Source organism: Halobaculum roseum, from assembly GCF_019880245.1.
Taxonomy (GTDB): domain Archaea; phylum Halobacteriota; class Halobacteria; order Halobacteriales; family Haloferacaceae; genus Halobaculum; species Halobaculum roseum.
This window is the reverse complement of sequence record NZ_CP082288.1, coordinates 247232-268391: the sequence shown is the minus strand read 5'-3', so window position 1 is coordinate 268391 and position 21160 is coordinate 247232. Positions and strand designations below refer to the sequence as shown.

General features: G+C 69.7%; 18 protein-coding genes. 13 read left to right on the top strand and 5 right to left on the bottom strand.

The window, feature by feature from the left end:
• The first annotated feature begins 78 nt into the window (after positions 1 to 78).
• From K6T36_RS17620 to K6T36_RS17580, 9 genes are all read left to right on the top strand, one after another.
• A complete protein-coding gene (locus tag K6T36_RS17620) occupies positions 79 to 3273 on the top strand; it encodes a molybdopterin-containing oxidoreductase family protein (protein ID WP_222923756.1) in 3195 nt (1064 codons plus the stop codon).
• Positions 3273 to 4454 (top strand): 4Fe-4S dicluster domain-containing protein, encoded by a 1182-nt coding sequence (locus K6T36_RS17615; RefSeq protein ID WP_222923755.1) that lies wholly within the window; start codon positions 3273 to 3275, stop codon positions 4452 to 4454. The genes K6T36_RS17620 and K6T36_RS17615 overlap by 1 nt, the downstream gene beginning before the upstream one ends.
• Before the next feature lie 10 nt (positions 4455 to 4464).
• A complete protein-coding gene (locus K6T36_RS17610; RefSeq protein ID WP_222923754.1) occupies positions 4465 to 5214 on the top strand; it encodes a TorD/DmsD family molecular chaperone in 750 nt (249 codons plus the stop codon).
• Positions 5211 to 6272 carry an ethylbenzene dehydrogenase-related protein gene (locus K6T36_RS17605; protein ID WP_222923753.1) on the top strand — a complete coding sequence of 354 codons (1062 nt, stop codon included), beginning with the start codon at positions 5211 to 5213 and terminating at the stop codon, positions 6270 to 6272. Before K6T36_RS17610 ends, K6T36_RS17605 begins: the two co-directional genes overlap by 4 nt.
• A gap of 22 nt (positions 6273 to 6294) precedes the next feature.
• Positions 6295 to 7227: a HEAT repeat domain-containing protein gene (locus tag K6T36_RS17600; protein WP_222923752.1), complete on the top strand. Its 933-nt coding sequence runs from the start codon at positions 6295 to 6297 to the stop codon at positions 7225 to 7227.
• Between the two features lie 6 nt (positions 7228 to 7233).
• On the top strand, positions 7234 to 7848 hold the full coding sequence (locus K6T36_RS17595; RefSeq protein WP_222923751.1) for a hypothetical protein: 615 nt from the start codon (positions 7234 to 7236) through the stop codon (positions 7846 to 7848).
• On the top strand, positions 7848 to 9428 hold the full coding sequence (locus K6T36_RS17590) for a P-loop NTPase (RefSeq protein WP_225935258.1): 1581 nt from the start codon (positions 7848 to 7850) through the stop codon (positions 9426 to 9428). Before K6T36_RS17595 ends, K6T36_RS17590 begins: the two co-directional genes overlap by 1 nt.
• Positions 9429 to 9489: 61 nt before the next feature.
• Positions 9490 to 9906 (top strand): molybdopterin-dependent oxidoreductase, encoded by a 417-nt coding sequence (locus K6T36_RS17585; protein WP_225935257.1) that lies wholly within the window; start codon positions 9490 to 9492, stop codon positions 9904 to 9906.
• A gap of 129 nt (positions 9907 to 10035) precedes the next feature.
• Positions 10036 to 12327 carry a nitric-oxide reductase large subunit gene (locus K6T36_RS17580; protein WP_222923750.1) on the top strand — a complete coding sequence of 764 codons (2292 nt, stop codon included), beginning with the start codon at positions 10036 to 10038 and terminating at the stop codon, positions 12325 to 12327.
• A 7-nt stretch (positions 12328 to 12334) separates the two neighbouring features.
• Here the strand turns inward: K6T36_RS17580 and K6T36_RS17575 are convergent, their stop codons facing one another.
• Both K6T36_RS17575 and K6T36_RS17570 read right to left on the bottom strand, forming a co-directional pair.
• On the bottom strand, positions 12335 to 12790 hold the full coding sequence (locus tag K6T36_RS17575; RefSeq protein ID WP_222923749.1) for a toxin-antitoxin system TumE family protein: 456 nt from the start codon (positions 12788 to 12790) through the stop codon (positions 12335 to 12337).
• The gene (locus tag K6T36_RS17570) at positions 12787 to 13362 is read right to left on the bottom strand and encodes a DUF7342 family protein (protein ID WP_222923748.1); all 576 of its coding nucleotides are present in this window, start codon (positions 13360 to 13362) and stop codon (positions 12787 to 12789) included. The genes K6T36_RS17575 and K6T36_RS17570 overlap by 4 nt, the downstream gene beginning before the upstream one ends.
• Positions 13363 to 13550: 188 nt before the next feature.
• Between K6T36_RS17570 and K6T36_RS17565 the strand changes: the two genes are divergently transcribed.
• Together K6T36_RS17565 and nirK are read left to right on the top strand one after the other, a co-directional pair.
• Entirely contained in the window at positions 13551 to 14768 is a 1218-nt protein-coding gene (locus K6T36_RS17565) for a tellurite resistance/C4-dicarboxylate transporter family protein (RefSeq protein ID WP_222923747.1), read from the top strand.
• Between the two features lie 150 nt (positions 14769 to 14918).
• On the top strand, positions 14919 to 16016 hold the full coding sequence (gene nirK / locus K6T36_RS17560; protein ID WP_222923966.1) for a copper-containing nitrite reductase: 1098 nt from the start codon (positions 14919 to 14921) through the stop codon (positions 16014 to 16016).
• A gap of 92 nt (positions 16017 to 16108) precedes the next feature.
• Here the strand turns inward: nirK and K6T36_RS17555 are convergent, their stop codons facing one another.
• The 3 genes from K6T36_RS17555 to K6T36_RS19225 all read right to left on the bottom strand — a co-directional run bounded on the left by K6T36_RS17555 (position 16109) and on the right by K6T36_RS19225 (position 18878).
• Positions 16109 to 17194, bottom strand: a complete 1086-nt coding sequence (locus K6T36_RS17555) for a sensor histidine kinase (protein ID WP_222923746.1) — start codon at positions 17192 to 17194, stop codon at positions 16109 to 16111.
• A 193-nt stretch (positions 17195 to 17387) separates the two neighbouring features.
• A complete protein-coding gene (locus tag K6T36_RS17550) occupies positions 17388 to 18056 on the bottom strand; it encodes a helix-turn-helix domain-containing protein (protein ID WP_222923745.1) in 669 nt (222 codons plus the stop codon).
• 6 nt (positions 18057 to 18062) lie between these two features.
• Positions 18063 to 18878, bottom strand: a complete 816-nt coding sequence (locus K6T36_RS19225; protein WP_222923744.1) for a halocyanin domain-containing protein — start codon at positions 18876 to 18878, stop codon at positions 18063 to 18065.
• Positions 18879 to 19161: 283 nt separating this feature from the next.
• On the opposite strand from K6T36_RS19225, the gene K6T36_RS17540 reads away from it, so the two are divergent.
• Complete coding sequence (locus K6T36_RS17540) at positions 19162 to 19923, top strand: hypothetical protein (protein ID WP_222923743.1); 762 nt, start codon at positions 19162 to 19164, stop codon at positions 19921 to 19923.
• A gap of 45 nt (positions 19924 to 19968) precedes the next feature.
• Positions 19969 to 21150, top strand: coding sequence for an inorganic phosphate transporter (locus tag K6T36_RS17535; protein ID WP_222923742.1), 1182 nt, complete (start codon positions 19969 to 19971; stop codon positions 21148 to 21150).
• The last annotated feature ends 10 nt before the right edge of the window (positions 21151 to 21160 follow it).

Below are 21160 nucleotides of genomic sequence, written 5' to 3'. Positions count from 1 at the left end.
GGAACGAGAGTATCGGTTGTTGAAGGTCACGTCCGAACGGACGCGTATGCGTACGCGTTCGCACGGAGGTGGATCGACGTGGAACTGAGTCGCCGAGACTTCGTGAAAGCGGCGGCCGCGGGTACCGTCTCGACGCTCGTCTCCAGCGGCTGGGCCGCCACACAGTCGGTCGACCCCGTCACGTCGGTCGACAACCCCCTCAAGTCGTATCCGAATCGCGACTGGGAGGAGGTGTACCACGACATCTACGCCTACGACAGCGTGGACTGGACGGTGTGTCACCCCAACTGCACGCAGTCGTGCGCGCTCAACTTCTACATGAAGAACGGCGTGCCGATCCGCGCCGAGCAGATCTACCACGAGGAGGAGGGCAGCCCCGGCCCCGGCTCCCCCGGCGGGTACGAGGAGGCCGGTGTCAGTCGCCACTGGAACCCCCGCGGCTGTATGAAGGGCCTGACGCTGCACCGTCGTACCTTCGAGCCGAGCCGGATCAAGTACCCGCTCGTTCGCAAGGGGTGGGACCCCGAAAACCCCAACCCCGAGGGTCGCGGCTCCGACGAGTTCGAGCGCGTCTCCTGGGACGAGGCGATCGACCTCATCGCCGAGAAGATGGCGAGCCTGGAGGACGAGAAACGCTTCCACGTGTTCAACGCGATCAAGGCCGACGGCCTGTTCACGCGCCACGGGTCGGCCCGACGCCTCGCGTCGATCTTCGGCGGCTGCGAGTGGACGGAGTACGACTGGTACGCCGACCTCCCGCCGGGACACGTGATGACGACCGGATACCAGACCAGCGACTCCGACGCGTCGGCTTGGCGGGCGGCCGACTACACCGTCATGCAGGGGAAGAACCTCATCCACAACAAGCTCGCGGACAACCACTGGCTCCAGGAGACCCGCGAGCGCGGCGGCAAGATGGTTGGGATCTACCCCGACTACTCGCCGACGGTCCAGAAGTGCGACCGCTGGCTCCCGGTTCGCCCCGGCAGCGACCCGGCCGTTCCGCTCGCGTTCGCACACGTCGTCATCGACGAGGAACTGTACGACGAGGAGTTCATGCGGAGGTACACGTCGCTCCCGTTGCTGGTGCGTGAGGACTCCGACAAGTACCTTCGCGCCCACGAGGTGTTCGAGGACGTCGAGCCTCCCGAGGGCGGCGTCGAGAAGGAGCCGAGCCACCACATCGAGGGCGACTGGGGGCAGTTCGTCGTCCTCGGCGAGGACGGCGACCTCCACCCCGTCGACCGGGAGGCCGTCGGCGCCGAAACGCCCGAGACAGCCCAACTGGAGGCCGAGGCCGAGGTGACGCTGGCGGACGGGTCGACCGTCGAGGTTCGCTCCGACTTCGCCCGCCAGAAGGCGAACGTGATGGAGAACTACTCCCCGGAGACCGTCGAGGATATCACGACGGTCCCCGCCGAGAAACTCCGGCAGACCGCCCGGGAGTTCGCCGCCGCCGATCGGGCCCAGTGGTTCACCGGCGAGGGGATCAACCACTGGTTCTACGGCGCCAGCGAGGTCCAACGCGGCATCTTCCTCGTGCAGGCGATGCTCGGGAACATCGGCGAGCGCGGCGCCGGCTACTACAACTACTCGGGCCAGTACAAGATCGAACTCCTCGACGGGTACCCGACGTACGTCAACCCCGACGGCAACAGCGCCCACGGGATCTACCCGGGCCACATGTTCGCGTTCTTCGGCGGCGAGCCGCTCGATCCGAACTCGATCCGCGGCGACTACGACGGCGACCTCGTCGCGCAGGACGACCTCGAGGAACCGCTGATGCCGGAGGGAGCGTCCTCGTTCAACCTGCACAGGCCGGAGATCCTGTGGACGATGAACTGCAACCTCCTGAACCAGACGAAACACCAGGAGCACGTGATGCAGAACTTCGTCACGCACCCCGACACGGCGAACGAGCTGTTCGTCGTCTCGGACATGCACATGACCTACTCCGCGCGCTACGCGGACATCGTGCTCCCGGTTCCCTCCTGGCTGGAGTGTGAGTACCCCGACATCACCGTCGGCCCGGAGAACCCGTTCGTCCACATGGACAGCGGGGTGATGGAGCCGCTGTACAACACCAAGCAGGACGGGGAGATCGTCGCCCGCGTCGCCGAGAAGCTCGACGAGAAGATCCCGCCCGAGGAGCGCAACGTCGACTCCTACCGGGCGTACTTCTCGGAGTTCCTCGACGAGGACGGCGACGTAACCAACTACATCCAGGAGGCGTTCGACGCCGGGACGACCACGCAGGGGATCGACGTGGAGGACCTCCGCGACGGCCCCGAGCGCCTGAAGCTGAAGACGTACCCGCGGGTCCCCTTCTACTCGCAGGTTCACGACGACCGGCCGTTCTACACGAAGACCGGCCGCATGGAGTTCCACAAGGAGGAGGACCGGCTGATCGAGCTCGGCCGCGACGACATCCACCACTACGAGAGCGTCGAGGGGACGCCGTACGACCCCGGCAAGCGGTGGGACGAGGCCAAGGAGGGCAGCAACGACCTGTTCGACGACGGCAACACGTTCCACTACAACACGCCCCACCCGAAGTACCGCACCCACTCGTCGTGGGGGATGACCGACTGGAACCTTATCTGGTCCTCGCGGGACTTCGGCTCGACCAACGCCGACCCCGAGGGGACCGAGCGCCTCGTCGAGGACTTCTCGTTCCCGACCGGCGACGGCGAGACGAACGACGCCCCCCCGCTGGGCGAGCCGTTCGTGGAGATGCACCCCAGCGACGCAGCGGATGTGGGCGTCGAGACGGGCGACTACGTCCGAATCTCGGGCGAGCGCGGGTCGATGGTCGTGCGCGTCATGGTGAGCGAGCGACAGCGCCCCACCGAGGCCGGCGACGTGGGGCAGCTCACCATCTGGCACGGCTGGTGGGACCAGCAGTTCCCCGAGGACGAGGAGGCGCCGGACAAGGACGCCCACGGCTACAACGTGGCGACGAACATCTGGCTGGACCCGCTGCTGGAATCGGACGGCATGGTCCACAAGCCGACGTTCGGCGACCCCAACGTCTCCGACCTCGTCGACGATGACATCGCCTGGCAGGGTGCCGGATTCGCGCAGGGGTATGAGGAGGCGGTCTGGGCGCCGACGGGCGTCGAGCGCGACACGCTCGTCGAGGTCGAGAAGTACGAGGAGGCCGACTGGCGCCCGGCCGACGCCCGGAAGGACGATCTGGTGAGCGACTACATCGACGGTACCCTGCAGACGGACGGCGGCAGCGACGCCGGCGGCAGCGGAGGTGACTCCTGATGCCTCAGACCTACAACCCGCAACTGGGCCGCGAGCACAGCTACCCCTACGAGCACCGCGAGGAGGAGCGCGACTGGCACTGGGGGATGGTGATCAACACGAACCGGTGTATCAACTGCAACACCTGCTCGTTCGCCTGCAAGTCCACCTGGACCAGCGGCGAGGGCGAGGAGTACATGTGGTGGATGAACGTCGAAACCGAGCCGTACGGCGGCTATCCGATGGGGTGGGACATGCGCCTGCTCGACGACCTGGGTCCCGACGAGACGATCTTCGAGGCCGCCGAGGACGGCGAGCAGGTCCGCGGCTACGTCGCCGCCAAGGAGGAGTGGGAGTACCCTGCGCTCGGCGACGACCAGTCCCACGGGGAGTACCCCGCCGGCGACGTGGTCGAATCCGATCCCGACAACGAGCAGTACCACGACATGTGGCAGTTCTACCTGCCGCGACTCTGTAACCACTGTAAAAACCCCGCGTGCCTGGCTGCGTGCCCGCGACAGGCGATCTACAAACGCGAGGAGGACGGCATCGTCCTGCTCGACCAGGAGCGGTGCCGGGGGTACCGCCGCTGCGTGAAGTCGTGCCCGTACCACAAGCCGATGTACAACCCCGAGACAGGCATCTCCGAGAAGCCCGTCGGCTGTTTCCCCCGCATCGAGGACGGGAACGTGCCGCGTTGTGTCTCCTCGTGCATCGGGAAGACCCGCCTGCACGGGAACATCAATCGCGGGCCGGACGCGGGTCACCCGAACGACGTCTCCTCGGCGGCCGACGGCCGCTCGCCGATCAACTACCTCGTCAAGTCCGACGAGAAGGTGGCCCTGCCGCTGTACCCGCAGTTCGGGACCCGGCCGCAGGTGTTCTACATGCCGCCGTACCACGTGCCGCCGGAGTTCCTCACGCAGATGTTCACGCCGAACGTGGACGAGAAGCGCAACGACTGGCCCGGATCCACCTACGAGGAGTCTGTGAAGATCGTCCAGCAGCGCGCCCGCGATCCGAGCCACCACGTGCTCGGCATCCTCCAGCTGTTCGGCGCGACCACCCGGCTCATCGAGACGTACCGGGTGAAGGAGAACCGGGTGAAGGGCTGGGACCGCAAGGGGAAGAAGGTCGTCGACATGCCCATCGAGGAGCCCATGGAGGTCCGCGAGGGCGAACAGTGGACCAACCAGCCGTGAGGTGATCACGATGACGGACACACCTACTACGCCGGAGGAGTTCGAGGAAGTCAAGCGACGCCACGGCGCTCGCGCGGCACTGTACGCCGTCGTCGCGGGGGCGTTCTGTTACCCGGAGGAGTCGAACGTCGCGGAGCTGACCGACGCGGCCGCCGTCGAGAGCATGCGCGAGGCGGCCGACCGGCTCGGCTGCGGCGGGGCGGCCGGCGATCTGGCCGACGCGCTGGGATCCCCCGATCTAGACGCTGAGACGCTCGCGGACGGCTACAACGCCTTGTTCGGGCTCCCGGGCGACGACGGCGAGTATCCGGTCGTCCCGTACGAGGCGACATACACCGTCCGCGACGACCTGAGCGCGAAACAACGCCGGATCGCGACCGTCTCGGGGCTGCTCGACTCGCTCGATCTGGACCGATCGGACGCCTTCCACGACCGCCACGACCACGTCGCCGTCGAACTGGAGATCATGCAGGTGTTGGCGGCGCGTCGCGCCGTCGCGGAGGCCGACCCCGACGACGAGGGCGACGCCCGCACGCTCGAACTCGCGGAGGCGACCGTGTTGGAGACGCATCTGGCCGACTTCCTGCCGGGCCTCGCACACGACCTGGGCGCGGCCGTCGAGCGCGAGGACGTTCCCGATCCCGCGGCCGACGTGTACGTCGCCGCGGCGGATCTGGCGAGCGAGCTGATCGAGCACGACCGGGCGCGCCACCCGGAGCCGCCCGAGACGGACGCCGGGCTCGGGGGTGAGCCGGCATGAGCGTCGGGGTCGACGCCGCGAAACGGGCCGCGGCCGACCGCCTCGACACCTCCGCGGCACTGGGTGCGACAGCCATCACGGCCGTCGTGTTGGCGCTGTTGCTGTCGGCGCAGGCGGCGATGGGCGCGGCCGTGACGAGCGGCAGCCAGCCGGTCGCGGCCGTCGACACCGCCCCGACGGAGCCGGGGGCGCTCGCGTGGGAGAACGCCACCGAACGGACGGTCCAACTCAACCCCCAGCAGATGGCGCTCCCGTACGGCGGCGGCACCGTCGGACGACTCGCCGTCGAAACGGCGGCGAACGACACCCACGTCGCCTTCAGGCTGACGTGGGAGGACCCGACCGCCGACACGAACATCTCCGAGCCGGGCGCCTACAGCGACGCCGCGGCGATCATGCTCCGTCGGGGCGAGCAGCCGCCGATCATGATGGGCGGCGGCGACGCGCCGGTGAACATCTGGTACTGGCGCGCGAGCTGGCAACACGGCGACCAGGACGTCGGCGGCGACATGTACGCGTACCCGCACCCGGACGCCGAGACCAAGCCCGGGCTCGCGGCCGATAACCCCCTCTCGAAGCAGCGCTATTCGGACTACGGACAGAACTACTACGCGAAGGGGTACGGCTCGCTGAGCTACGCCGAGAACCAGCCGGTGCAGGCATCCGGCCGGCGGACAGACGACGGCTGGCAGGTCGTGTTCGTCCGAGAGCGAACGGCGAACGGCACCTACGACGCCGGGCTCTCGGGCGGCGAGCCGGTCCACATCGCGTTCGCCGTCTGGAACGGCAGCGCCGACGAGGTGAACGGCAAGAAGTCGATCACCCTGCGCTTCAGCCAGCTACAGGGCGATGAACTGTCGGTTCCGTCCGACTCCTCGGGCGACTCCGGCGGCTCTGGCGGTGACGGCGCGGGCGGGGAGGGCGAACAGACCGCGAGCGGCGACGGGGACGACGGACTCTGGATCACCCGGAGCTTCGGCAACGGACTCGCCGGCGTGGTCGGCGTCGTCGTCGTCACGTACCTCGTCGCGTACCGGTCGATCAGACGGCGGTCCTGACACCACGCACTCACTCACACCCATGGGATCCGACGACTACGCGAACTGGAGCGCCCGGGGACGGGCGCCGGCCGAGGACGAACAGTCGCTCCGGACCGCCTTGCGCGCCCCCGAAGCGGCGACGCGGCGCGACGCCGCGCTCGGGCTGGTCGACGCGGCGGCCGACGGACTGGCCGGAGAGACCGTGTCCCGACTCGGCGAGCGCGTCGAACGGGACAGCGATCCGGACGTCAGACAGTTCGCCGTCGAGGCGCTCGGCGTCGCCGGCGCGGACGCCTCGGCGGTCGCGCCCGGCCTCGACGACCCGAACGAGTGGGTCCGCGCCGAGGCCGTGGTCGCGCTGGCGCGGGCGGCGCCCGACGAGGCAGGGGAGGGACTGCGGAACGCCCTCCCCGATGACTCCGGGTTCGTCCGACGCAACGCCGTCATCGCGCTGGCGAAGACGGGCGCCGCGGACGCGGAGACCCTCCGCGAGCGGCTCAAGGCGGACCCCCACGCCGGCGTGCGCGAGTACGCCGCGAAGTACCTCGCGACCTTCCCGGGCGAGGAGTCCGAGACCGTGACCGTCCTCGCGGCGGTGCTCGCGCGCGATCCCGAGGCGTTCGTCCGGGCGGGCGCCGCGACCGCGTTGGGCGAACTGGGGACCGACCGCGCGGAGGAGGCGCTGGAGTCGCAGGGCGTCACCGACCGCTCGGAGGACGTGGTCCGGGCCGCGAAACGCGCGCTGGCGACGGCTCGCGGGGAGGACCCCGAGGACATCGAGGTGCCGTCCTCGGTGCCCGGCGGCGGCCCCGAGCGCCCGGAGGAGGCGCCGGACGGCCGTCCCGACGGTGTCGGCGCGCCCATTGGTCCCCCGACCGACTCCTCTCGGGGGGCACCCGGCGGCCTCGGCGGCGGACCGAACGGCCCGCCGAGCGGTCCGGGCGGGCGAACCGACAGCGACGGACGGAGGTGACACGACATGAGCGACTACGAACTCGACGCGACCGGCGAAGAATCGGGCGAGGAGCCAGCGACCGACGCGGGCGGTTCGGCGGCCGGGGCGGGCGAACGGCTGGGCATCGAGGTCCCCGACGAACACGTCGCGGCGTTCGTCGCCGAGGCGTTCGAGGACCCCGAGCGCGAGGCGACCTGGGAGTCGGTCGTCGACGAGTTCGTCCCCGGCGACGCCCGCGATGACTGGCGTGACCTGTCGATGCGTGACCGCGTCGTCGAGGTGCTCGTGGCGGCCGACGACTACGACGCCCGCGCGGTCGACCTGCTCGATGAGGTTCCGTTGGACCGCGAGGAACCGACCGACGGGATCGAGGCGACGTTCGAGGAGGCGATGCGTCTGCGGCGTAACGCCGACACGTTCCGCTCGGCCATCGCCGACGCCCACGCGGCCGGCCGGATCGACGACGACGGCCTCGTCGACGCCGTCGAGGGGTACGGCTTCGAGACGGACGCTATCGCCGAGCGCGAGGACCTCGTCGAGGCGGTCGCCGAACGCTACGGTTTCGGCTTCCGCCCGTACGGCGGCACGCTGATGGACACCGACCACCCCGAGGACCGGGAGACTGGGGAGGTGTGGTGATGGCCGACGACCCGGCGCACAACTGCGACGCTCACGGCGACGGCCGCGTCGGCGACGCCGCCGACCAGGACGCCGAGCTGGTCGAACGCGCGGCCGACGCCCTCGCCGACGCGTCGCTGCCCGACGGGCTCGCCGACGACCCGTTCACGGCGGGCGTCGTCACGGACGTCCGTGCGGCCGACGGGACGGTCACGCTCGACGTCTCCCTCGGGCCGGCTCCGACCGACGGGGAGCTCGGTCCCGAAACCTCCGATCTCGCGGTCGAACGACTCCGGGGCGCGGTCTTCGAGGTCGCTGGCGTCGAGGAGGTCCGCGTCGAGGAGGTGGGTACCGAGGACATGGACGCGCGCGACGACGCATCCGGTGGCGCGGGTTACCACGATGACGCCGGGCATGACGGCCACGACGACGTGCACGAGCACCACACTCCGGCGGCGGACCGGACGCTCGACGGGGTCGACCACGTCGTCGCGGTCGCCAGCGCCAAGGGCGGCGTCGGCAAGACGACCGTCTCGGTCGCGCTCGCTCGCGCGCTCGCGGCCGACGGCCTCGACGTAGGGCTGTTCGACGCCGACGTGTACGGCCCGAACGTGCCGGAGCTGCTCGCCGTCGAGGGACCGGTCCGCGCGACCGACGACGGCGCCGCCGCGCCCGTCGAGCGCGCCGGCGTCGAGACGATGAGCGTCGGCCTGCTCGCCGACGGCGGTCCGGTCGCCTGGCGGGGATCGATGGCCCACGAGGCGCTCTCGGAGCTGTTGTTCGACACCGCATGGGGCCATACCGTCGACGGTGCGGACGAGGACGCTGCGGGCGACGAGGGAGCCGACGGCGATGGGGACGGCCGTCTCGACGTGCTCGTGCTCGACGTGCCGCCGGGAACTGGCGACGTGCCGCTCACCATCACCCAGTCGGTCCCCGTCGACGGAACCGTGTTGGTGTCGACGCCGGCGGCGACAGCGCTGTCGGACACCGCTCGGTTCCGGGAGCTGCTCGACGAGAACGGTGTCCCGACGCTGGGCGTCGTCAGCAACATGGACGGCTTCACCTGTCCGACCTGCGGCGACAGCCACGACCTGTTCGACGCCGATGTCGACGCCGCCGATCGACTGGAGTGTCCCGTGCTCGCGAGCCTCCCGTTCGACGCGGACCTGCGCGAGCGGCTCGCGGTCGGTCCAGAGGGCGACGGCGATGACGCCGTCCCGGAGGCGGCCCGCGAGATGGCGTCGACCGTCCGGGAGCGGATCGGGCTCGACGGCGACGACCCGGTGCCGTCGGCGGCCGTCGACGTGCGCGGGATGCCCGAGCGCCCGCGCCGCGAGCACGTCCGCGCGGAGGCCGCGGACACCGATCCCGGCGGGCGGCTATCGCTCCTCGACTCGACGCCGCCGGACCCGCTGCTCGATGCGGTCAGCGTCGGGTTCGGCTGTCCGCGAGACGGGCTCGACCCCCGCGTCCGCCGCCACGGCGACGGCCGTTGGTCGCTGACGGTCGAGCGGCCGGCGACCGGGGAAGTCGCCGACGACGCCGAACCTCCGGCCGAGGACGCGGAACCGGGACGCCCGGGGGTGACCGGCCGATGAGCGCCCCGAACCGCGTTCCGAGCGTCGGGAACGCGGCGGCCCGTCGGCGTCCGGCGTCGCAGTGACCGTCCGCGCGGGCGAGGACCGCGCCGCCGTGGACCTCGACCGCCTGCGCGCGATGGAGCGCGAGCGCATCGAACGCGAGTATCTATGCGCCAGCGGCGAGCGCTGGGGCGGGGTGTGGCGGGGTGTCCCGGTCGCCGCGGTGCTGGAGGCCGCGGGCGTCGACATCGACGGCGACGCCACCCATCTCAGGGTGGTCGACGCCGGCGACTACGCCGTCTGCGTCCCGGTGGCGACCGCGCTCTCGGCCCACCTCGCGGTCGAGCGCGACTGCGACCCGCTGCCGCCCGAGCGCGGCCCGCGGTTCCTCGCGCGCGTCGACGCCGGAAAGACGGTGAAATCCGTTCGCGAACTCGAACTCCTCCGGCTGGACCCGTCGGACGACCCTGAGGAGTACGAGAACCTCGGGTACTGATAGGCGACGAGAATGGCGGCTCTGTCGTCGCTTCCGCCGCCAGTACCGCCGGGAACATGTTCGTGTCAGTCCTCGCCCGAACGGAACGCCGGACGGACTAAAATCCCTCACGGGAGTATCCCCGACCGCATGAGAGTCACGAGACGGACGCTTGCGAAGGCGCTCGTCGTGGCCTTCGTCGTGAACCTCGTCGTGATGGGCGCCGGCGCCGCGCTGGCGTACGAGGAGGCGCCGCCCATCCCCGACCGGATCGTCGGACCCGACGGCGAGACGCTCGCGACGGGCGACGACGTACAGGCCGGCAAGGCGGCGTTCCAGCGGGACGGGCTGATGAACCACGGTTCGATCCTCGGCAACGGGGCGTACTACGGCCCCGACTACACCGCCGACGCGCTCGACCTGAAGACCGAGGCGATGCGCGAGTACTACGCCGAGGAGCGCTACGGCGACGCGTACGACGACCTCCCCGCGGAGGAGCGCGCGGCCGTCGACTCGCTCGTGAAGTCGGACCTCGACGACGGGTCGCCCGGGGACGGGGTCATCGAGTACTCCGCCGCCGAGGCGTACGCCCACGAACAGGTGCGCCAGGAGTACGTCGAGCGCTACCACGAGGGGTCGAACGCCCGTGGCGTCCCCGTCGACATGATCGACTCCGAGGAGGACGCGCGGCGCTTCGCCGACTTCGCGATGTGGACCGCGTGGTTCTCCCACACCGACCGCCCGGGCGCCGACCACAGCTTCACCAACGACTGGCCGCCCGCGCCCGCCGCCGGTAACACCCCCGGCGCCTCGGCGATGACGTGGAGCGTCATCGCGATGGTGCTGCTCGTCGCCGGCGCCGGGGTCGGTATCTGGCTGTACTCGTCGATCGACCTGCCGGAGCCGTCGACCGAGGGCGTCGACGTGCCCCACCCGGACGACACCGATCTGCTGCCGAGCCAGTCGGCGGCGCTGTGGTTCGTCCCGGTCGCGGCGCTGTTGTTCCTCGCGCAGACGCTGCTCGGCGGGTTGCTCGCTCACTACTACATCGAACGGCACGCGTTCTTCGGGCTGGAGGAGGTTCCGGGACTCGGTATCGACGTCCTCCAGTTGCTCCCGTTCGCGATGGCGAAGACGTGGCACATCGATCTGGGGATCCTCTGGATCGCGACGCTCTGGCTGGGGGCCGGGCTGTTCCTCCCGCCGCTCCTGACGGGCTACGAGCCCGACAACCAGGCGCGGTACGTGAAGGGGCTGCTCGTCGCGTTGGTGGTCGTCGCCGTCGGCGGGCTCTCGGGCATCTGGCTCGGCGCACACGGCTACTTCGACGGCGACCTCTGGTGGATCCTCGGCAACGAGGGGCTGGAGTACCTGGAGGTCGGCAAGCTCTGGCAGGCCGGCCTGCTCGTCGGGTTCGTCGCGTGGGCCGCCCTCGCGGCACGGGGGCTCAAGCCCCTGCTCGACCGGGAGGAGCCGTACGGGCTCGCGCACATGATCCTCTACGCCGGCGGCTCCATCGCGCTGCTGTTCACCGCGGGCTTCATGTTCACCCCGGAGACGAACATCGCGGTGACGGAGTTCTGGCGCTGGTGGGTCGTCCACATGTGGGTCGAGGGCGCCTTCGAGTTCTTCATCGTCGCCGTCGTCGCCATGACGCTGGTGTCGATGAACCTCCTTCGGCGCCGCTCGGCCGAGAAGGCCGTCCTGCTGGAGGCGCTGCTGGTGATGGGAACGGGCGTCATCGGCGTCAGCCACCACTACTGGTGGATCGGCATGCCCGACCTCTGGGTGCCCATCGGGAGCGTCTTCTCGACGCTCGAGTTGATCCCGCTGGTGTTCATCCTCTTCGAGGCGATCAACGAGTACCGCGCGCTCGTCGGCAGCGGCGAGTCGTTCCCGTACACGCTGCCGTTCATGTTCATCATCGCCTCCGGGGTGTGGAACTTCGTCGGTGCGGGCGTGCTCGGGTTCTTCATCAACCTCCCGCTGATCAACTACTACGAGCACGGCACCTACCTTACGGTCGGCCACGCCCACGCCGCCATGTTCGGCGCGTTCGGCTTCCTCGCCATCGGCATGGCGACGTACGTGCTCCGGTTCACCGTCTCGAACTGGTCGGGACGGCGCCTGCGGTGGGCGTTCTGGCTGTGGAACGTCGGCCTCGCGCTGATGGTGTTCGTCAGCGTCCTCCCGGTCGGGTTCATCCAGCTGGAGGTGTCGTTCACGCAGGGGTACGACGCCGCGCGCTCGCTGGCGTTCTACAACCGGCCGCTCATCCAGTCGCTGTTCTGGGCGCGGCTCCCCGGGGACACGCTCATCATCCTCGGCACGGCGCTGTTCGCCTACGACGTGGCCGCGAAGCTGACCGCTCGCCGCGTCGTCGACGACCCGGACGCCGTGATCACGACCGACGGGATCCGGGCGTTCCTGGACGACGACTGACGGGGAATCACCCCGTCCAGAACGCCCGCTGTCGCCGCTGTATTTCGTGGAGAACGGACGCGAGCACGTCACGCCAGTCCGTGGGGTGAACGGTATCCTCGCCCGGCGTCGGCGCGTCGGGACCGGGGTGCACGTGGTCCCGTGCGTTGTGATCCGACGGGTGGCGGTCCCACCGGTGATCGAACGTGGAGGCGTCGTGGTCCTCGTGGTAGTGGAGCGAGAAGTCCCCGTTCTGGAACCACGCGACCTCGAGGCGGGCGGACCGAACCGGTTCCGGATAGAACCCGAGGTCGTACGAACACGTCACACGGTCCGGTGCGAACTCGGGGCGGGAGTCCACCGATTCGAACCGGTCGTCGCCGTCGAGTCGTTCGGCGATCGTGTCCAGCCTGTCGAAGTCGGCCGGTGCACCCTCCCCCGCTGTGGGATCGGTCGGATCGTCCGGGTCCGCTCCGCCGGTCATACGGCGCGGCGTCGGCCGGCCGAACCTTCCCCCTCAGCCTTCAGTGCCCGTTCGAGGAGGTCGGTCCGTCGCCTCGACGTTCGCCACGCGCTCACGTCCGCCCACACGTCCTCGACCGACCGGCCGTCGTCGGACGCGCGGTCGGCGATCGCTACCTCGTCGGGCGAGTCGGCGTCAAACTCCCCCGCGTACGTCTCCGCACGCTCGCGTTCGGTCCCCAAGAGGTCGACCAATTCCTCGTCGGTGTATCGCTCCCGAAGCGTCTGCACCCGGCGCCATCGCAGGTACGACGGGTTCCGGCGGTACGTCGCCGGCGAATCAGTGACACGGGTGACGATCCCCATTCGCTCGAACCACTCCAGGTACTCCCGCGCCGCGTCGGTGCCGTGTCCGGCCGCGTCGGCGACCTCGCCGACCGTCATCGGGTCGTCGGCGTCGAGGACGGCGTCAAGGAAGTCGTCGCGCGTTCGTTCGCCGCGGACGACCTCGTCGACGGGCGTCAACTCGTCGAACGCCGGCGGTGTCGCTCGCTCGTCCGCGTCCGCGGTCAGTTCCGCTCGCGGCTCGTCCATACGGACGGAACGAGGTCTGACGGAATAAAACTTTTCCAGACGGACTAACCCGTCTACGGCGGTGTCGACACCAGCACGTCCGGCAGTGCCCTCGTTGTCGTCGGCCGAGCCGGACTCGCCCGACCGAATGCCGTCCCTTTTATCCAGGCCGGTCCGTTGCGGCCGGTGTCTCTCGAGGAGGCCGTCGCATGGACCCGACCGAACACGGATCACGACCGGACGACCGCGCATCGCAACCGGGCGACGGGAACGGCGACCCCGCCCGAGGAGCGTCCTCACCGGCGGGCGTCGTGGACGCGATCGAGACGTTCGACCCCGCGTATTTCGGGCTCGTCATGTCCACGGGGATCGTCTCGATCGCGTTCCGCGAACTCGGCGTCGACGCGGTCGCGTCTCCGCTCGCGGCCTTCAACGTCGCCTGCTACGCCCTGCTCGTGGGCGTCCTCGCGGTCCGTGTCGGCCTGTTCCCGGGACGGGTGCTCGCGGACCTCCGCGACAGGGACCGGCACTGGGGTTCGCTGACGTTCGTCGTGGGGACGAACACGGTCGGCGTCCAACTGCTGACGTTCTTCGATGCGGTGGGTGCGGCGGCGGTATTGTGGGTGTCGATGACCGCCGTGACACCGGCGCTGTTGTACTACCTGTTCGTCACCGAGTTCGTCGGCGCCGGCAAGCCCGCGGTGAGCGAGCGGATCGACGGGGCGTTCCTGCTCGTTATCGTCTGCATGCAGTCGCTCGCGATCCTGGGCGGGTCGCTTTCGGGCGCCGTCGACGGGTACACGACCGAGATCGTCCTGCTGAGCATGAGCTACTTCGGTGCCGGGTACGTCCTCTACTTCGTCGTCGTGACGGTCGTCACCTACCGGCTCCTGGAGGGGGCGGTGCGCCCCGAGGACTGGACCGGGCCCTACTGGATCACGATGGGTGCGGCGGCGATCACGACGCTCGCGGGGGCGACGCTGGGCCCGCGACTGGGGACGGTCCCCGCTTGGGAGTCGTACGCGCCGGTGATCCTCGGGATCACCTTCCTCGCGTGGGCGATCGCCTCGTGGTGGATCCCGTTGCTGCTCGCGCTCGACGTCTGGTCGTTCCTGACCGACGGGGTCGAGGGCCGGCCGCCGGTGTGGGTCCTCCTCGTCCCGTGGTCGCGACTGGGATTCGGGCGTCGACTGCACTCGTACGCGCCGACGGCGTGGGGCCGGGTGTTCCCGATGGGGATGTACACCGCGTGCACGCTGAACCTGGCCGGTGTCGGCACGTTCAGCCCGCTGTCAGTCGTCCCCGCCTACTGGGGCTGGTTCGCGCTGCTCGTGTGGGCGTTCACGCTCATCGGCGCGACGCGGGCGCTCGCACGGGTACTCCTCGGAAGTCGGGTCGCGCCGGCGGGACCGTCAGAGTCGGCGTAGTCGGGACGGTCGATGGGTTGGGTGGGTTATATACGGTCCACCGAACCCGTTCGACGACTCCCTCCGCGCGTAAGAACGGGTCTCCCCGCGTGAGAACCACGAAGCCGGTTGATGGGGAGACAGGCCATACGTCCAACTGCGAGGTGCCCACTGATGCCCACGACGCGACGGACGACGCTGAAGGCGCTCGGAACCGGCGCGGGCGGCGCGGCGCTCGCCGGCTGCGCGGCCGAGGCGCCGACCGACGCACAGACCGAGACCGCGCGGCAGACGACCGAGAAGACGAGCGGGAAGCCGACGAGTAGCCGAGTCGCAGCCGACCCGACTGACGTGCCCGATCCGATCGACCGCGACACGTCGGAGACGGTCGAAGTCGAGTTGACCGCCCGCGAGGTGCGCGCGGAGATCGAGGACGGCGTCGTCTACGACTACATGACGTTCGACGGGCAGATCCCCGGCCCGATGATCCGGGTCCGACGCGGCGACACCGTCCGGGTGACGCTGACGAACGCCGAGGAGAACGCGATGCCCCACAACGTCGACTTCCACGCGTGCTACGGCCCCGGCGGCGGCGCCGAGGACACGACGGTCGCGCCGGGCGAGTCGGCGACGATCCAGTTCCGTGCGGAGTACCCCGGCGCGTTCATCTACCACTGTGCCGTCGCGAACATGGACTACCACATCGCCTCGGGGATGTTCGGGATGATCCTCGTCGAGCCCGAGGACGGGCTCCCGGCGGTCGACCGCGAGTTCTACGTCGGGCAACACGAGATCTACACGGACAAGCCCGCCGGCGAGAAGGGCCGCCACAGCTTCGACCTGGAGTCGATGAAGGCGGAGGATCCGACGTACGTCGTGCTCAACGGGCAGAAGTACGCCCTCACACCCGACGGCTTCGGCGCGATGGCCGCCGAGACCGACGAGACCGTGCGGGTGTTCATGGTCGATGGGGGGCCGAACCTGAACAGCAACTTCCACCCCATCGGCAACGTCTGGACCGACGCCTACCGCGACGGCGCCATCGCGGGCGACCCCGAGCGGTACGTCCAGACGATGAACGTCCCGCCGGGCAGCTGTATGGTCGGCACGATGGACCTCCCGGTGCCCGAGGACATCAAGCTCGTCGACCACGCGCTCTCGCGCGTCGCGCGCAAGGGGATGCTCGGCGTCGTCTCGGTCGACGGCGAGGAGAACCCGGAGGTGTTCGATCCGTCGCCGGGCGAGGGTGCCGGCGAGGACACGGGCTGACCGCCCCGGGCCGTCGCGCCCGCCGGACAGGATCCACCTCACCGTACCGGATCTCACCGCGTCTCACCGCACCACCTCTGTGACCGCCGCGGCTACGACCGGTCCGCAGCGGGCAGCCGAACAGTCGCCTCGCCGCCGCCGTCGGGGTACGTGCCGACCGAGAGCGTTCCGCCGTGGAACTCGATCACCCACTTCGCGAGCCAGAGGCCCATCCCGCTGCTGTGGCGGAGCTGCGTCTCGACCTCGTCGTCGTTGATCAGCGCGCGCTCGCTCTCCGGGAAGCCGTCGCCGTCGTCGAGGACCCTGATCTCGACCTCCCGACCCGCACGCGTCTCCCGAACCCGAACGTCGGACGGATCGCCGCCGTACTGTAAGGCGTTCTCGACCAACTCGCCGACCGCTGTCACGACGTGGTCGCCGCCGAGGACCGCCGGCTCCCCGTCGGAGTCGATCCGGACCGTGCCGTTCGGGTGGTAGTCGATCAACTCGTCGTGACGCCGCTTCAGCGCCGCGCTCACCACGACCTGCGAGCGGTCGTCGACGCCCTCCCCGTCGAGCAGTTCGTCGATGATCTTGACGCGCGACTGCGTCTCGCTCAGGTCCCGCCCGATGGAGGCGACCCGGTCGGCGAGGCCATCGCGGCCGGCGTCGCCATCGTCCCCATCGACGACGCCCTCGCCGCGCAGTTGGTCGCTGTACCCGATCAGCAACTGTGCTGCGTGACGGAGGTCGTGGCGGACGAACCGGTTCACCACGGCCGCCTTCTGTCGCTGGTCGGCGACCGTCCGCGCGCGGATCCGGCGCACGTCGTTGACGCCGATCAGTACGTGGGCGAACGCGCTCACGCCGAGGATCACCGTTCCCGACAGCAGCGGCGCGGCGACGCGACCGCCAGTCGCGGCTTGGAAGGCGGCGACCAGCGCGAGGACGGCGATCGTCACGACCACACCGAGCGCGTTCCACCCGGCAACCCGGAGGAGGTGTTCGGACTCGACCGAACTCCGGTACAGCACTGGCCCGGCGAACGTGAACGAGACGCCGAGAACGAGCACGGAGCCGACGACGACCCAGCCTGCAATTCCCTGAATCCCCTCGACGAGTGATCGGCTCGCGACGCCGAGCAGGCCGATCCCCGTGATTCCGATCGTAGCCGCCGCGGCTAGCCGTCGCAGATCCATTGGACGAGCCACGAGAGTGATCCGCAAAACGGCGGTGGTACAGGCAGTCTGAACCGACGGCTGTTCCCGTCGCCAACCCCGAACGGGGCCCCGATGCGGACTCGGCACTCCGCTCCCACGGCCGACGCCCCGCTCGGGCCACACCTCGCGGTGGCTGTCCCTCGTCCTCCATCGGAGTCGGGCATTCCGTTCGCTACTGCGTCAGCGGCGAGCGCTCGGGGTCGATGTCGAGCGCGTCCTCGGCGAATCGCTTGATAACCGTCCCCTCGGCACGGTGGAGCCGTTCGCTCGCCGTCGATTTCGCGATCCCCTGCCGGTCTGCCAGCTCGGTCAGCGTCGTCTCGCGCGGGGTGTCGTAGTAGCCCGCCCGGATCGCCGCCCCGAGCAGATCCCGCTGGCCGTCGGTGAGGAGGTCCTCGGCGTCGATCGCGTCGTGGACGTACTCGACGACGTAGTCCATCCCCATCGTCTCCAGCGCGGTCGCGAACGCCGAGAGCCTGTCGCGCGCTCCGGCGACCGTGAGCCGGGCGGTCCCCTCCGTGATCTCGACCGGGTACTCCACCGGGAGCCGCGAGTCGCTCAGCGGCAACAGTAGGCGGGGATCCGTGGTCTCGACCCGGATGATCGCCTCCCGGACGTCCTCTGCGGCTCGTTGGAGTTCGACCTCCTCGACCCCTTCCGCGGCGTCGATATCCCGGACGACCTCCGGCGCGTCGTCGTCACGGAGCGCGACGAGCGCGACCCCGCCGCGGTCGGTCGGCAGCACCGACAACACCGACAGCGTCGCGTCCGGATGCGACCGGGTCACCTGTCCGACCCAGACGTCCTCCGGGAGCGACACCTCGAGTCGCGCGCGAGCCATGTCGGGTCACCTCGCCCCGTCGTCTCGACGCTCCGCCGACTGGCTCCCGCCGTCGGCCCTGTACGCGCCCTCCGTGGCCGTTGTAGTGTCCTCCCCGGACAGGAGGAGGAACAGCCCGAACACGAGCGGCGACAGTGCCGCGGCGATTCCGCCGCCGAGCACCAGCAGTGCCGGCGCGTCGCCGACGCCGCCACCTCCGCCTCCGCCGCTGCCGCCGTCCGCGCCTCCGGCGGCCGACTCGTTCGTCTCCTCGGCGGACTCGGTCGCGTTCGCCGTGCCGCCCTCGCCGTCGCCACCGGCCGACTCACTGCCGCCTCCGCCGGTTCCGCCGTCGCTCGATCCGCCGACCTCGGTGTCGCCGACGACGACGGCGCCCTTCATCCCGAGCGCCTTGTGCGGGGTGCAGGCGTACCGGTAGACTCCGGCCTCCTCGAAGGTGTGCTCGAACGTGTACCCCGCATCGCCGACGAGTTCCGACTCGAAGGATCCGCCCCCTTCGGCGACGACGTTGTGCGAGCTGCCGTTCCCGGTCCACTCCCACGTGACGGTGGTCCCGGGATCGACGCGGACGGCCGCCGGCCCGAACCCGTACGCGCCGCCGTTGGCCTGGGTGCCGACCTCGACGGTCACCGAACTCGAACCGGTCTCGTCGACGACGCCGTCGTAGTTGTCCACGTTCGAGAACCACTCCTCGAGCCCGCCGGACGACTGCGCGGCCGCGGGGGCCGTCGCCGCCCCGCCGGCGGCCGCCGCGACGCCGCCCGCAAGCGCCGTTCGAAGCACGCTCCGCCGCGACACCGATGATGTTCCGGACTCCGTCATACATGTTCGAGTTGCGGGTCGGGGATAATGTGGGGCCGCGCTGGATCCCAACGACTGGGAACGAGCGATAGCGGACGGTTCCGGACCGGTCACTCGGGTCGACGTTCGGACTCGGGTCGGATCTCACGTCGTCGAAGGAACGCCGGAGTCGGTTCCAGGACACGCGACTTTAACCCCGCCGAGCCACCAGAACCGGTATGCGCGGATACGACCCCGAGCGGCGGGATCGAACGGCGGGGTATGGGGCCGGGAGCGACGGGGCGACGGACACGGGGTGGACCCGGTGAACCCGAACCGCGTCGACTCGGTCGTCGACCTCACGTACGGGCTCCTGATCGCGTTGGCCGTCGGACTGATCCTCGTGCTCGGCACGGAGGTGGGCGTCGCGTTCGGGCTGGGCGTGATCGTCTCGTACGTTCTCCACATCGCCTGGAAGATGGCCCGATTCGACCCCCAGTGGATGACGACCGAGGTCCAGCAGACGGTCGAGCAGACGGTCGCGGACACCGTCGACGAGACCGTTCAGGACGTCGAACGGTCGGTCGCGGAGACGGTCGACGAATCCGTCGGTGAAACGGTCGAGGAGAAGGTGGGCGAGACGGTAGACGAGACAGTGGGCGAGACGGTCGAGAAGACGGTAGACGAAACGATGGAGGAGAAGGTGGGCGAAACGGTCGAGCGGACGGTAGACGAAACGGTGGAGGAGAAGGTGGGTGAAACGGTCGAGAAGACGGTGGAGGAGACGGTCGACAAAACGGTGGAGGAGAAGGTGGGCGAGACGGTGGAGAAGACGGTGGAGGAAACGGTCGAGAAGACGATGGAGGAGAAGATGGGCGAAACGGTGGAGGAGGCGGTCGAGCGGTCTGTCGGAGAGCAACTGGGCGAGGGCGGTGACGCGGACGACGACGCCGAAAGCGACGCGGACGAAGACGTGGACGACACCGAGGGTGAAGCCGCCGACAGCGACGGGAAGGAGGATGTCGAGGGAACGGAGGACGAGGACGGCGACTCCGACGAGGAGGACGGGTCGACTGACACCAGATAGTGAGAGAGCAAGGCCTTAGGGCGCACGACAATTAGTACAGGTAATATGGTGGAGCTACTCCTTCTCGTCGGCGTGCTCGTCGCGATGTTCGTCGGCTACAACATCGGCGGATCGACGACGGGCCCCGCGTTCGGGCCCGCCGTGGGTGCGGGTGCGGTGTCGAAGTCGACGGCGGCCGCGTTGATGACGACGTTCTTCTTCGTCGGGGCGTGGACGATCGGCAGACGCGTCGTCGACACGCTCGGCTCGGATCTGGTCACGGCACCCGGCGTGTTCACGCTGGAGACGAGTATCGGCGTCCTGTTCTTCATCGGGCTGGCGCTGTTCGTCGGCAACGTCTTCGGCGTGCCCGCCTCGACGTCGATGACTGCTGTCGGCGCCATCGCCGGGCTGGGCGTCGCCAACGACGCGCTCGACTGGGAGGTCATGGGCGGGATCGTGATCTGGTGGGTCGTCGCCCCGGTCATCGGTTTCTGGGTGTCGCTCATCATCGGCCGCTACTTCTACGCCCGGCTCGACGGCCTCCTCGCGATGGACGAGTCCGACGGCGCGGTGCTCGATATCGACTGGAGCGAGGGCGTCGTGCCGAGCGTGTCGATCCACGAGGACGCGAGCCGACGCGAGGTCGTCGGCGTCGCGGCCGTCATCGCGATCGGTTGTCTGATGGCGTTCAGTTCCGGCACGTCCAACATCGCGAACGCCATCGCGCCGCTGGTCGGCGCGGGAGCGTTGGAGATGAATCCCGGCATCCTCATCGGCGGGCTCGCCGTCGGGATCGGTTCGTTCACGATCGCCCGCCGGACGCTGGAGACGATGGGCAGCGACATCACCGAGCTCCCGTTGACGGCCGCGATTGTCGTCGCGACGATCTCCGCGGCGCTCGTGGTGTTCCTCTCGTTCATCGGGATCCCCGCGAGCTTCGTCGTCATCGCCACGATGTCCATCGTCGGCCTCGGATGGGGTCGTGCCACCCGTCCGATAACCGTCTCGGACGCCGTCCGCGGCGAGACGGGGGAGACCCCCCCGGTCTCGGTCCACGCGCTCGCCGCCGACGGCGACGGCGAGACTGCGCCCCCCATCGGCGAGGAGGACCCGGCTGACATCCCTACGCCCGGCGAACTGTTCGACCCCGCGACGACCGCCCGCGTCGTCGTGATGCAGAACGTCGTCCCGCTCATCTCGACGCTCGGCGCGTTCGTCACCTTCCGGTACGCGCCGTTCTTCTGACTCGAATCGA

Excerpts from the sequence above, each read along its gene's own strand:
- K6T36_RS17550 (WP_222923745.1), bottom strand. The coding sequence starts at position 18,056 with ATGGCTCGCGCGCGACTCGAGGTGTCGCTCCCGGAGGACGTCTGGGTC.
- K6T36_RS17590 (WP_225935258.1), top strand. The coding sequence starts at position 7,848 with ATGGCCGACGACCCGGCGCACAACTGCGACGCTCACGGCGACGGCCGC.
- K6T36_RS17610 (WP_222923754.1), top strand. The coding sequence starts at position 4,465 with ATGACGGACACACCTACTACGCCGGAGGAGTTCGAGGAAGTCAAGCGA.
- K6T36_RS19225 (WP_222923744.1), bottom strand. The coding sequence starts at position 18,878 with ATGACGGAGTCCGGAACATCATCGGTGTCGCGGCGGAGCGTGCTTCGA.
- K6T36_RS17605 (WP_222923753.1), top strand. The coding sequence starts at position 5,211 with ATGAGCGTCGGGGTCGACGCCGCGAAACGGGCCGCGGCCGACCGCCTC.
- K6T36_RS17595 (WP_222923751.1), top strand. The coding sequence starts at position 7,234 with ATGAGCGACTACGAACTCGACGCGACCGGCGAAGAATCGGGCGAGGAG.
- K6T36_RS17565 (WP_222923747.1), top strand. The coding sequence starts at position 13,551 with ATGGACCCGACCGAACACGGATCACGACCGGACGACCGCGCATCGCAA.
- K6T36_RS17570 (WP_222923748.1), bottom strand. The coding sequence starts at position 13,362 with ATGGACGAGCCGCGAGCGGAACTGACCGCGGACGCGGACGAGCGAGCG.
- K6T36_RS17615 (WP_222923755.1), top strand. The coding sequence starts at position 3,273 with ATGCCTCAGACCTACAACCCGCAACTGGGCCGCGAGCACAGCTACCCC.
- K6T36_RS17555 (WP_222923746.1), bottom strand. The coding sequence starts at position 17,194 with ATGGATCTGCGACGGCTAGCCGCGGCGGCTACGATCGGAATCACGGGG.
- K6T36_RS17600 (WP_222923752.1), top strand. The coding sequence starts at position 6,295 with ATGGGATCCGACGACTACGCGAACTGGAGCGCCCGGGGACGGGCGCCG.
- K6T36_RS17535 (WP_222923742.1), top strand. The coding sequence starts at position 19,969 with ATGGTGGAGCTACTCCTTCTCGTCGGCGTGCTCGTCGCGATGTTCGTC.
- K6T36_RS17575 (WP_222923749.1), bottom strand. The coding sequence starts at position 12,790 with ATGACCGGCGGAGCGGACCCGGACGATCCGACCGATCCCACAGCGGGG.
- K6T36_RS17580 (WP_222923750.1), top strand. The coding sequence starts at position 10,036 with ATGAGAGTCACGAGACGGACGCTTGCGAAGGCGCTCGTCGTGGCCTTC.